Genomic DNA, 12,765 nt, shown 5'->3' with positions numbered 1-12,765 from the left:
AAATAAAAAAAATCTAATGAAATATTTAGTCGTATTAATAATGGCAACCTCTTCAATGCATTCACAAACCATTTTTGACTTCAATGCAAATTCAGATATCCAGTATTGGAGAATTGTAGATGATATTGTTATGGGAGGAAGGTCTTCGGGAACATTTGATTTAAGTGAAGATGGCTTCGGAATATTTAAAGGGACAGTATCTTTAGAAAATAATGGTGGATTTTCGTCGGTGAGGTATCAATTTACCCAAAAATCAATAAAGGAATATACAGCCATCAAAATCCTGTTAAAAGGTGATGGTAAGAAGTATCAATTTAGGATCAAACCTTCTACAACTATCTATTATTCGTATGTATACCCTTTTAAAACTTCTGGAGAATGGCAAGAAATCAAAATCCCCTTAAAAGACATGTATCCTGCGTTTCGGGGAAGAAGATTAAATCAGCCTAATTTTTCTGGAGCATATATAGAACAAATCGTTTTTTTAATTGGTAATAAAAAAGCCGAAGATTTTATGCTTTTAATAGACAAAATAGAATTACAATAGGGATTCCCTTTTTTTGTATCTTTTTAGTATGAAAACACTATGCTGTCTTATAGTTCTTTTGCCCCTAGTGGTATTTTCGCAAGATTTGAAACAACATCTGTGGCAGGACCGTGTTTTATTGGTGATAGCCGACTCGTACCATAATGATACGTTTAAAAAACAAGTACGAGGACTAATAAAAAATGAATCGGGATTAGTAGAAAGAAAATTGATCGTGTATCAAATTAGCAAAACTTCATACTTTTTGGGTGTAAAGGATACTGATCCGATTCAATCTTCGAAACTGTATGATAGATTTAATTTTGATGAAAAAACGTTTAAAGTAATTTTAATTGGTTTGGATGGTGGTATAAAAAAGAAATTTGATTCTTATGTAAGTGCCAGGCAGATTTTTGAAACCATAGATCAAATGCCAATGAGAAAACAAGAGTTGCGTTCAAAGAATGACTAGCTTTTAATTATTCCCATTATTTCAGTAAAAGAAAAAACAATGTTTGATTTTGGTGACATTACATATCTAAAGTCGGGGAGCAAACGCCAACAAGAAGCATATCGAGAACTTACCAGGTTAAATGTTTTTGAACATCTTAAAAACTACGATCCAATCTTAACAGGAACTATTCCTATCCAAATAGATGTACCCAAAAGTGATTTGGATATCATATGCCAATGCAAGAATCATATCGAATTCTCATCACAGCTTTGCGAACTATTTGGCCATCAAAATGATTTTAAAATACGATCTTATAAACAAAATGAAGTCAAATCTACGGTGGTAAGCTTTATTGGTCAAAGTTTTAAAATTGAGATTTTCGGGCAAGATATACCTACAAAATCACAGCATGCCTATCGCCATATGGTGATCGAATATGAACTATTAAACCAAAAAGGAGAAGATTTCAGGGCAAGAGTCAGAAAACTAAAACAAGAAGGATATAAGACCGAACCTGCCTTTGCAAAATTACTGGGGTTAGAAGGAGACCCTTATTCAGTATTACTAAATGTTAAGGTATAATCAAAGTACTTTCAAAAGTGATATAAATAAATATATTTTTGTGTGTAGACCATAATACTGAATGTAAAAAAGAAGATCAATGACTGTTGAAATAAGAAAAGCCTTACCAAACGATTTTGAAGAGGTGCATAGACTAATTAAGGAGTTTGCTACTTTTATTAAAACCCCAGAAAAAGTTAAAATTACTCCAGAGCAAATGGTCAAGGATCAGGGGATATTTAATTGTCTCGTTGCAATTGATGAAGATGAAATCATTGGTTTTGCTACCTATTTCTTTTCGTATTATTCCTGGACAGGGAAGGCTATTTATTTAGACGATCTATATGTTAAAGATGCCTATCGAGGAGATGGAATTGGCACCCAGCTGTTTGACAAAGTTATAGAAAAGGGTAAAGAAGAAAACTGTTATAAAATGAAGTGGCAGGTTTCAAATTGGAATAATAAAGCACAAGAATTCTATAAAAGCAAAGGGGCTATTATTGATGATGTAGAAGTTAATTGTGATTTAATTTTAAAGTAGTATACAATTACAAGCCAGAATAATCCAGTCATGAAAATTTTAATATTTGGTGCCTCTGGTTCGGGAACCACAACCTTGGGAAAAGAACTCGAAAAGCATACAGGGTTTAGGCATCTGGATGTTGATGATTATTATTGGAAACCAACAAAACCGCCGTTTATCGAAAAAGTGCCTTTGGATCAACGAAATGCGAATCTAATTGCCGATCTAAACAAGCACAAGGAAGCAATAGTAGTGGGATCGATGGTGAGTTGGGGTAAATACTGGGAGCGCATTTTTGATTTTGCAGTATTTATGTATCTGGACCCTGCTATAAGAATAAAACGTCTCGAAAAAAGAGAGTTTGATAGGTATGGGGAATCGCTATATACAGATAAACAAATACAACAAAACTCTCTTAAGTTTCTCGAATGGGCAAAGAAATATGATGATCCCAATTTTTTGGGACGATCTATTACCATTCATAATAATTGGATCAAAAAGTTTGATTGTCCGGTGCTCAGAATAGATGGAGGAATAGAATTAGAAAGAAAAACAGAAAAAGTTTTAAACGAACTAAAAAAATACCACAAATGAGGGACCAACTATAATGAAAAGAATATTCTTTTTTAATCTCGCATTTCTGTTATGGATTAGTTCAAATTGGAAGCAAAATGTAGAAGGGTTTAATTTATGGTGTAAATGAAATTTTATTCGATATATTTAATAAATTGATATGATAATAAATAAAGATACTATATAATGCCGCGTTTTGCATTCGAACAACCTATACTACAATTAGAACAAAGAAAAGGAGGATATCATTATCTCAAAATCGATGCCGATGTTGTAAACCAATTCGAACAAAAACGTGCAACCAGGTTAAAGTGTGTTATTGATGGCAATCTTTCCTATTCATGTGGGTTGAATCATTTGGGTGATGGGAATTTCTTTATTATTCTGGCTAATGCAAAATTGAAAAAATTAAATAAGACGCTTGGAGATATCGTTTCATTCGAAATTTTTGAGGATCCTAATCCGCTGGGAGTAGAGGAACCCGAAGTTTTAAAAGTACTTCTGGAACAAGACCCTATAGCTAAGGGTATGTATAACCAACTTACCGATGGAAAAAAAAGAAGCCTTATATTTTCAATTATCAAGGTCAAAAATATTGATTTGCAAGTTCAAAAAATCTTAGAATTTCTAAATCAACAAAAAGGTCAACACAACCAACGAAACTAATAAAGATAAATGGAAAGGAAAGAAATTTATACCAGTAAGAAAAAGTCGGTTTTGTTATTGATTGGCTCTATTGTATTTGTCGTCCTTGGAATATGGTTTGTAATTGAAGCGGATAATCTAACAGAATGGAGAATAAAAAGCCCCATATTGATACGAGGAATTGGTATCGTTGCAATATTGTTTTTTGGATTAGGGATTTTTGCCGGGATCAAAAGAATAATAAAATCAGAAATTGCGTTGATCATTGCCGCAGAAGGTATTAGTGTTAATCCTAAAAAATCTCCCGTAGAATTCATTAAATGGGAAGATGTTTTGGGGTTCGAAGAAATCAAAATTCACAGCACAAAAATTTTAATAATTCAGGTAAAAGATCCTCAATATTGGTTAGACAAAGAATCAAATACTTTTAGAAAGAAAATCATGCAATTTAATGTCAATAATTATAACTCTCCTTTTAATATTGCTGCCAATGGATTGGATATAAGTTCAAAAGAATTGAACAATACGTTGAATAGTTATTTTGAAAAATATAAAAATTAATACAGATAAATTGATAGGGTATGATTGTTGGTTTTGATGTATTACGGAAATAGATTTGTTGAATGATAAATTTTGAAAATTATACCATAAGACCCTTGGAATTAAGGGACCTGGAACCTTACTTTTACTTGGTTGATAGGAATAGAAAAAGACTGGAAGATTTTTTTACAGGAACCGTGTCTAGAACGGCAAACATTACTGAGACTGCGTCTTTTTTGCAGGAAATTGTTCAAAAAAGAGAAGCCAAACAGTATTTTCCTTACCTTTTGGTAGATAATACAACGAATGATTTCATAGCATTTTTTGATCTTAAAAACGTAGATTGGTCGATCCCTAAAACCGAAATTGGGTGCTATACCGATGAGAAATATTCGGGTAAAGGACTTACTACCAGGGCGATGAAACTCTTTATACCGTATTGTTTTGATCATTTTAACTTCAAAAAGATTTTTCTTAGAACACATCACTCAAACAAAGCTGCACAAGTTCTTGCAGAAAAATGTGGTTTTGAGGTAGAAGGTGTAATTAAAATGGACTATAAGACAACCTCTGGAGAGATTGTAGATTTGATTTATTATGGCAAACTAAATCATGAAATACTATAAATTATGAAATTAGCATATTGGGTAAGTACCACAATACTGTGTACATTTTTATTATGGAGCGCCTACACCTATCTTTATAGTAAACAAACAATAGAAGGAATTAGAGAGCTGGGTTTCCCGGATTTTTTTAGACTTCAGTTGGCGGTATTAAAGATTATTGCTGTCGCTGTACTTTTAGTACCTCAGATCCCAACGGGAATAAAGGAATGGGCCTATGCAGGAGTGGGGTTATTTTTTATCACTGCGATTGTTGCTCATTTTGCACATAAAGATCCAATATTTATTAACCTTATCAATCTGGTGTTGATTGCGATATTGATTATTTCATATGTTTACCTTCACAAGATAAAGGCCCCTTTTTAGTTGTAAATCATTTTGCAACAGATTTCTATAATAATAAAATTCTTACTTTAATAAAAACTCTAGTGGGATGTGTATGCGGGCTTTCCAACTCTTTTCACTATGGTCTGCACCTTCAAATTTTTTAGTAATCCAATTTTCTCCTCTGGTATACCCCTTACTGGCCATCATTTGATCAACTTTAATTTGATGAGGTTCATATTGTGCATCCAAAGTTTCGGTACCAAAATCGAAGTAAATTTTATGATTAGAAGGATCGGGAAGGGTAGAAGGTAAAGTACTCATATATGCTTCTCCTAATATAAATACGGGCCAATGAGTAGACACACACCCAGCAGCACCAAAAACATCAGGGTATTTACATATAGCGTACAACGATATGAGGCCACCCATAGAGGATCCCATAATAGAGGTGTCTTCAGGTTTGGTTGAAACATTATATGTTCTATCTATAAAAGGTTTCAATTCTTCGACAAGAAATTTAAGGTAAGCATCAGAAAAGAGTTTATCAAAACCTGTATTTTTCTTTAATCCTTCTTTTGCTTCTTTGGTTTCGCTTATTTCTTTAGGGGCCTGGGGCATATATTCAGAAAAACGCTTGGAACCATTATTCCATGCCGCTACGACGATTGTATTTTTAATTTTTTTCAATTTTAGCAGGCTATCCACAGCCTCATCTACTCCCCAATCAATTCCGGTGTATGATGTTTTTGGGTTAAAAACATTTTGACCATCATGCATGTAGAGAACTTTGTATTTGTTTGATGAGGTTGCATCATATCCGGTAGGTAAGAAAACTTCAACATTTCGAGCATCCACATGTTTTGATTTAAAACTTTTGTGGATCACAATTTCGTTTTCTTTTAGAACATTTTTTTCAGATGTTCCTTTTGCTGCAATGTCATTGGTTTTTGACTGTTCTTTACAGGAAATAAAGGAAACAATTGTAGTGGCTAAAATTAATTTTAAAAGGTTCATTATTTAAGTTTTTTATTGGTTTATGTGGTAAAAACTATTCTCTAAAAATTTTTGAAGGAAACACAACAGGGCTTTCGTATCCGTTTTTACCCACGGTACTTATTCCAAATAGATAATTATCAATAACGATTCCTTTAAGTACAAAATTATCAACATTTCCTACAAAACGACTGTGATCCCAGGTAGGGGAAGTGGTGTCTCGCCAATATATTTTATACCCTTTAATATCGTTGTCTTTTATCATTTTCCATCTAAATTTGGCTGCGGGCTCTACAATTCCTCCGATTTCCAATTCTGTAACTGTAGGAGGGGCAGAAGCTATACTGGCAAGATTAATGGCGTTTACAGCGGTGAGTTTGGCGGCATAATCAAAATTAACATGCTCCACAACGTCTCCATATTTAATCCCGTTTTCTTTCCGAATATCTTGGTGCTGTTGTGTATAGTTTTCATGGGCTTCCATGATACGAATGCCAGCAAAACCAGCATCATTAAATGGCCTGTGATGGCCCCCACGTCCAAAACGATCTAATCTATATACAAGCATAGGGTTCATCTCGGGCATGTAGGTTTTTACTGTTTTATGAACATATCTAGCTAGTTGCCGGGAAATACCATCTACTTCGCCTCCATAAAAACGCCTGGATCTACGTTGTTTTTCGGTTTCAGTCGGGGGTACAGGTTCAGAGAATATCCTAAAGGTTCGATTATCAATTACTCCGTCAACTCCTTTAATATTTCCGATCATATCATTATTCATGACTCCTGTAATATCCCAATTTTTTTCTTTAGCATATTTTGCCAGTCCTTGTCCTCCAAAAAGCCCTTGTTCTTCTCCAGATAATCCAACATAAATGATACTATTCTCGAATTTATACTTAGACAACACCCGTGCTGCTTCAATAGCTCCGGCCATTCCGCTGGCATTATCATTAGCACCAGGAGAATCGTCGGTATAATTTGTTGGGTCTGAAATACGAGAATCAATATCCCCGCTCATCATAATAAAGCGATTAGGGTATTTGGTTCCTCTTTGTATAGCAACCACATTTACTACCCAAACATCTTTTACAATACGTTGATTGGTTCCTTTTTTTACCAAATCTTTTTGATAAAATACCTCCAGGCAATTGTTACAATCTTTTGAAATTTTGTCAAACTGGGATTTTATCCACCTTCTGGCTGCTCCAATTCCTCTCGTATTAGAAATAGTGTCACTAAGAGTGTGGCGTGTACCAAAACCGGCTAGAGTTTTAATATCTTTTTCTATTCTTTGTGCAGAAACTGCATCGATGATGTCATATATTTTTTGATCGGTTTGTGCTATTAAAACTGTGGAAACTAAAAGTAAAGTCGAGGTAAAGAATGTCTTCATTTGTGTTAATTTGATCGCCTAATTTAAATAAAGTTGACTTGCAAGGAGAGTTTCTTAACAAATTTATAAGAGGAACGATCTTATTTTATGAAGGTTATTTTAGAAATTTTACCGTCATTAATTTCATAAATAGCTATTAAGTCAGAGTTTTTATCATTAATCCTTACGTGTTCTCGATCAACAACCTTGTTGTCTAATGTAATTCGATTTTTGATCTCGCAATATAAATTAGGCACACGTTCAAACAAAGATTTATATTGTTGACGCATTTTCTCTTTTCCATCGAGTACAAGTTTATCTGGAAAGTGGTATATCTTGATGTCATCTGCATAAGTAGCCATAAATGCATTGATATCTCTTGCATTATAAGCGTTTACCTGGCGTTGAACAATCTGCTCTGGAGTTTCTTGTATCAGATTTTTTATGTCCAATACTTTACCGCTTTTAATGACTTCGTAAATAGTATTCAGATTTTGAATATTCTCTATTGGGTTTTTGTTTAAGATTATCAGGTCTGCAAGTTTTTCTTCAGTGATAGAACCGAGCTTATTGTCCAATCCAAACCCTTTGGCTGCATTAAGGGTAGATGCCTTGATGATATTCATATTGGATATGCCTGACTTTTGCATTGCTTCGATCTCCTGAATATATGATGAAGCGTGTATAGTACCTATGTTTCCGGCATCTGTGCCTGTTGCAATATTGATCTTATTATCTGTCAGAATTTTTAAATTCAAAAACATGATACTGTCAGCCTTTTGATACCGTCTTTCCAACCATTTACGATCTTTACGTAATTTTCTGATTCTTTCAGGAACTTCAGTGTCATTTAATTTATTCATATCTGTTAAAGAACGATATACTGAAGGATGGGCGAATGCTAAGTCTTGGGGATGATTATCAGGTTTGCCGAGAAATGATTTTCCATAGTTTTTAGAAACAATGAGTGTAGGGATATATGTTACCGAGTTATTTTTCAAGAGATCAATGAACTCTTTATCTACGATTTCATCTCTCACGCTATGCACCAGGATATTTGCACCTGCTTTTATAGCGAGTTTTGCCGTCTTTAAATCTGTTGCATGTATGGCAAGGGGTAATCCATTTTTATGAGTTAAACTAGCAATGTGTTTTACAATAGGGTATGTCTTTTCTGCCGGAAATTTTTTGCTTGTTATGTACCAGATTTTTATAAAATCAGGTTTATATGAAATCATTTTATTAAAAAGTGCAGTAGCTTGTGCTATTGAATTAATTTGTTTTATAGGAGTATCTTCAAGTTCTGAGAATGCTTTTGGTTGATAAGGAGAGAATAATGGGCCTGTTACATATACATTAGGAGAAACATCGTTTTTGGCAATACTATCTCGAATGGTAAAATTGAAAAAAGGTCCTCCCATGTCCATAACAGACGTAATCCCTAATCTTAGGTATCTTTTGAAATTATCAGGAATGATATCTTTTGCAAATTGTATTTCATCTTCATAAGAAAAAACATGTTTTAGATCTAGGGCGTCAGGGCGAGTATATAGGCTTCCTGTTTGAAAAAAATGTATATGCGTATCGATCATTCCTGGTAAGATAAATTTATCGGTACCGTCTATGATTATTGTATTCTCTTTGACCTTTATATTTTTTGAAGAGATTGCCGAAATTGTTTCCCCATCAATTAATATATTTTGATTTGGAATAATTTTTTCTTTTACTACATCGATAATCGTTGTATTTTTTATTAATGTAGATTGTGAAATGAGATTAGTAGTGTTTACTACAAACAGAATACAAAACAATATGCCTTTTTTCATGGAGTAGAGTTAGTTTAATTTAGCATAAAAATAATCACTTTGTATTTTTATAACCAATAAGAATACATTTTATAGCACTTCGAATCATATAATGTTAGTGCTATTATCCAATTCTAATCGAATAACATTAAACTTATTAACACGAAAACGTTGTAGTGTTTTTCGTTAACATAATATAAATTATTTCAGCTTACTTTTAAATAGTGATAGTTGGTTAAGGATATCTTTTGAGGATAACCTGCAAAATTACAGACAAAAATATCTCGGGGCGAAATGATTACAAAACATGTAACAAAAAGCATATGTGCTTTTCTGTTGTTCCCTTCTTTATTCTTTGGGCAGATTGATAAAGAGTATAAAACCAGTTATGTCTGGTTTGACAATATGATCGGAAGGGAGTATACAGGACTATTTAATGGAAAAAAATACATAGATACAGATATCAACAAGATATTTGCCAATCGACACCCCTTTTTTTTGTCGGATAAAGTCTTACTGGGAACCATAATATATAAAGGGCAAACGTACTATGATATTCCTTTAAAATACAATTTGGAAACAGATAACTTATTGGTCTCTTTAAAGTCGAAGTCGTCTACTGCTATCCTAGAACTTATTAAGAGCAATATCTCTCATTTTGAAATAGAGGGTTTCGAATTTAGATCACTAAAAAATATTGGAAATACAAAAGAGATTACAAGGGGTTTTTATCAAATTGTATATGAAAATTCTGATATGACCCTTTATAAAAAGCTCAAAAAAAATCGAAAAAAAAGAATAGAAGACCTTGGTGGAAGTAAAATCTATTTCGAATTTATAAAAGAGTATACTTATATTTTGTTTTATGACAGCACATATCATGTCGTAAAATCCAAAAATGATATCATAGAAATCTTTCCAGATACAAAACAAGACGTTAAGCTATACTACGGTAATAATAAAATTTTAAAAAAGACCGAACCCGATAGTTTCATGAAAGGTTTATTTGAAAGAATCGCTAGCGAATCATTATTAAAAAATGACTTCTAAGATGATAAAGAAATATATAGTAGCGTTTGTTTTATGTATTCAAAGTATTTACGCCCAGAATACTGAAATCTCCATAACACTATCTTTTGAAAATATAGATTTACTGACAGCAATAGAGAAGATCGAAGAAAAATCTAAATATACTTTCTTTTTTCAGGATTCTTGGTTAGAAGAATATCAGTCAATATCAAGAAATTATGAAAATGCAGATATTAATGTAGTGCTTAGCGATCTTTTTAAAGATACACTGCTTAATTTTTTCATTATTGAAAAAGAGCGAAGAGTTATTTTAACCAGGAACAATCGTATCTATGATTACCTCCCCGATGGTTTTATTATTGATGAAGAGACTGATAAAGTAAAAGAGAATAACATTATAACGCAATCACAAAGCTTTGGGAATATTTTAAGTAGTAAAGTAAACAATGCCGGTAGTGAGATAATAAGAATAGGGAAATCGGTTGCAAATAGCAATCAAAAGAGTTTTAATATCTCGGGACGTATAAGCAATAAACAAACTCAAAGAGGTGTTGCAGATGCCAAGATAATTGTTAACGGAAGAGATTTGGGAGTACAGACAGATAAAAATGGATTTTTTGTGATGTCTATAAAGGGGGGGCAGTATCTCATAGAAATCGATGCATTGGGAATGGAGCGCATTAAAAAAAATGTGATCATTTATAATGATGGTACGCTGAACATTGCTGTAAAAGAAAGGGTTGAGTTGTTGGACGAAGTAATTTTGGAATCCGAAAAAAACACTAATGTTGATAATACTGTTACCAAAACCGAGATTGATGTAAAAGAGTCCAAAAATATTCCTTTGGCTTTGGGAGAAAGAAATGTGCTTAAAGTAGCGACTACATTACCAGGCATAACGACAGCAGGTGAAGGTGCAAATGGTTACAATGTTAGGGGAGGAAAATCTGATCAAAATTTAATATTGCTAGACGATGCTGTAATATACAATCCTCAACATTTTTTCGGGATTTTTTCTGCATTAAACCCTTTTGCTTTGGGAGAAGCCAATATTTACAAAAGTAGCATCCCGGTTGAATATGGTGGTCGATTATCCTCGGTTTTTGATTTAAAAACGAAAGATGCCAGTAAAGAAAAGGTTGCTGTAGAAGGTTCTATAGGACCTGTAACGGGGAATTTATTGGCAGAAATTCCAGTAGTTAAGAATAAGTCGGGAATAATGATTGGAGGTAGGGGAGCATATGCTAATTGGATTCTAAGTTCATTGGATGAAGAATCTTTAAAGAATAGTGAAGCTTCATTTTATGATGCCATTGCAAAATATAATCATCAGATTGGCGATAAAACAAAAATTGAAGCTACAGCGTATTGGAGCAGAGATGATTTTAGTATTACATCAGACTCTCTATATGTTTATGGCAATAGAGCATTTTCACTTCGATTGAATCATAGATTTAATGAAAAGAACAGCGTAAAAGTAGCTGCTTCCAATAGTCAATATAGTTTTGATATTGAATTTGATGGTGATGCAGATAATGATTTTGAACTTGGATATAAAATTAACGAGTCTGAGCTGAAATTACAGTTCAAATATTTATACAATGATAAGATAAAATTGGATTATGGGGTGTCAGGAAAATTATACGAAGTAAATCCAGGTACATTACAACCAAAAGGGCCAGAATCTATAATTGATCCTCTTGAGATTGAAAAAGAAAGAGGACTAGAATCGGGAGCATTTATTGCTTCAGAAATTGATATATTCAAAGGATTTACGCTTAACGCAGGAATTAGATATTCTCTCTATAATGCTCTTGGATCGGGTACTCAAAATGTTTTTCAGGAAGGTGTACCTAAAGATGAAGGTACCATAGTCGAAACCTTGACCTTTGATAATAATGAGGTAATAAAGACCTATGGAGGTCCCGAAACCAGAGTTTCTGCACGATATCTTTTTACAGATGATTTTTCTGTTAAAGCATCATACAATAAAACTTTTCAATACATTCATACCCTTTCTAATAATACTACCGTTTCGCCAATTGACACGTGGAAACTTTCAGACTTAAATATAGAACCTCAAAGCTCACAACAATATTCATTGGGTCTATATAAAAATTTTGCAGATGCTATGTTCGAGATGAGCCTTGAAGGGTTTTATAAACGTTCAGAAAATATCTTGGACTTTAAGACTGGAGCAGAAATATTACTCAATGAAAATATAGAAACCGAGGTTTTGCAAGGAAAAGGTAAAGCATATGGGGTTGAATTTTTACTTAAAAAGCAAAAAGGAAAGCTGTATGGCTGGTTAGGGTATACCTATTCGAGATCTTTTCTACAGTTGGATAGCCCTTTTGATGAAGAACGCGTTAATAATGGAGATTTTTTCCCTTCGAATTTCGATAAACCTCATGATTTTAGTTTGGTAACCAATTATAAGTTTACCAAGCGATTTAGCGTATCAACAAATTTTGTATATCAAACAGGGAGACCAGTTACCTTTCCAATAGGAACTTTCAGTTTTGACGATACCGAGTTTGCAGTTTTTAGCGCCCGAAATAAGTTCAGAATCCCCGACTTTTATCGTTTGGATATTGGACTTAATATAGAAGGAAACCATAAAAGAAACAAACTGGCACATGGTTTTTGGACGATTTCTGTTTATAACGTCTTAGGACGTAATAACCCGCTTTCGGTGTACTTTGTTACTGAAGATGGAGAAGTGAAGGGTTTGCAGAGTTCGGTTTTCTCGATTCCAATTCCTTCCATCACTTATAACTTTAAATTTTAG

The 12,765-nt window shown here is 33.3% G+C and carries 14 protein-coding genes; 11 read left to right on the top strand and 3 right to left on the bottom strand.

Annotated features, from left to right (window positions below; translation table 11 throughout):
• Window positions 1-16 precede the first annotated feature (16 nt).
• From U6A24_RS11800 to U6A24_RS11760, 9 genes are all read left to right on the top strand, one after another.
• Window positions 17-547: a CIA30 family protein gene (locus U6A24_RS11800; RefSeq protein ID WP_324180174.1), complete on the top strand. Its 531-nt coding sequence runs from the start codon at window positions 17-19 to the stop codon at window positions 545-547.
• 28 nt (window positions 548-575) lie between these two features.
• Window positions 576-998, top strand: coding sequence for a DUF4174 domain-containing protein (locus tag U6A24_RS11795; protein ID WP_324180173.1), 423 nt, complete (start codon window positions 576-578; stop codon window positions 996-998).
• A 39-nt stretch (window positions 999-1,037) separates the two neighbouring features.
• Window positions 1,038-1,562, top strand: a complete 525-nt coding sequence (locus U6A24_RS11790) for a DUF4269 domain-containing protein (protein ID WP_324180172.1) — start codon at window positions 1,038-1,040, stop codon at window positions 1,560-1,562.
• 79 nt (window positions 1,563-1,641) lie between these two features.
• On the top strand, window positions 1,642-2,082 hold the full coding sequence (locus tag U6A24_RS11785) for a GNAT family N-acetyltransferase (protein ID WP_324180171.1): 441 nt from the start codon (window positions 1,642-1,644) through the stop codon (window positions 2,080-2,082).
• A gap of 30 nt (window positions 2,083-2,112) precedes the next feature.
• A complete protein-coding gene (locus tag U6A24_RS11780; protein ID WP_324180170.1) occupies window positions 2,113-2,658 on the top strand; it encodes an AAA family ATPase in 546 nt (181 codons plus the stop codon).
• A gap of 165 nt (window positions 2,659-2,823) precedes the next feature.
• Window positions 2,824-3,303, top strand: coding sequence for a DUF1905 domain-containing protein (locus U6A24_RS11775; RefSeq protein WP_324180169.1), 480 nt, complete (start codon window positions 2,824-2,826; stop codon window positions 3,301-3,303).
• Between the two features lie 9 nt (window positions 3,304-3,312).
• Window positions 3,313-3,843 carry an STM3941 family protein gene (locus U6A24_RS11770; RefSeq protein ID WP_324180168.1) on the top strand — a complete coding sequence of 177 codons (531 nt, stop codon included), beginning with the start codon at window positions 3,313-3,315 and terminating at the stop codon, window positions 3,841-3,843.
• A gap of 62 nt (window positions 3,844-3,905) precedes the next feature.
• Window positions 3,906-4,448: a GNAT family N-acetyltransferase gene (locus tag U6A24_RS11765; protein WP_324180167.1), complete on the top strand. Its 543-nt coding sequence runs from the start codon at window positions 3,906-3,908 to the stop codon at window positions 4,446-4,448.
• Window positions 4,449-4,451: 3 nt separating this feature from the next.
• Complete coding sequence (locus U6A24_RS11760) at window positions 4,452-4,811, top strand: DoxX family protein (protein ID WP_324180166.1); 360 nt, start codon at window positions 4,452-4,454, stop codon at window positions 4,809-4,811.
• Between the two features lie 42 nt (window positions 4,812-4,853).
• Here U6A24_RS11760 and U6A24_RS11755 read toward each other — a convergent pair whose 3' ends face one another.
• The 3 genes from U6A24_RS11755 to U6A24_RS11745 all read right to left on the bottom strand — a co-directional run bounded on the left by U6A24_RS11755 (window position 4,854) and on the right by U6A24_RS11745 (window position 8,966).
• Window positions 4,854-5,786 (bottom strand): alpha/beta hydrolase, encoded by a 933-nt coding sequence (locus U6A24_RS11755; protein WP_324180165.1) that lies wholly within the window; start codon window positions 5,784-5,786, stop codon window positions 4,854-4,856.
• 34 nt (window positions 5,787-5,820) lie between these two features.
• Window positions 5,821-7,161, bottom strand: a complete 1,341-nt coding sequence (locus tag U6A24_RS11750; RefSeq protein ID WP_324180164.1) for a M28 family peptidase — start codon at window positions 7,159-7,161, stop codon at window positions 5,821-5,823.
• An 80-nt stretch (window positions 7,162-7,241) separates the two neighbouring features.
• Complete coding sequence (locus U6A24_RS11745) at window positions 7,242-8,966, bottom strand: amidohydrolase family protein (protein ID WP_324180163.1); 1,725 nt, start codon at window positions 8,964-8,966, stop codon at window positions 7,242-7,244.
• Between the two features lie 273 nt (window positions 8,967-9,239).
• On the opposite strand from U6A24_RS11745, the gene U6A24_RS11740 reads away from it, so the two are divergent.
• Together U6A24_RS11740 and U6A24_RS11735 are read left to right on the top strand one after the other, a co-directional pair.
• A complete protein-coding gene (locus U6A24_RS11740; RefSeq protein ID WP_324180162.1) occupies window positions 9,240-9,995 on the top strand; it encodes a hypothetical protein in 756 nt (251 codons plus the stop codon).
• Between the two features lies 1 nt (window position 9,996).
• A complete protein-coding gene (locus tag U6A24_RS11735; protein WP_324180161.1) occupies window positions 9,997-12,765 on the top strand; it encodes a TonB-dependent receptor in 2,769 nt (922 codons plus the stop codon).

This window comes from Aquimarina gracilis (assembly GCF_035285365.1).
GTDB classification, from domain to species: Bacteria; Bacteroidota; Bacteroidia; order Flavobacteriales; family Flavobacteriaceae; genus Aquimarina; species Aquimarina gracilis.
The sequence above is the reverse complement of the archived record's forward strand: the minus strand, read 5'-3'. Positions and strand labels throughout refer to the sequence as shown.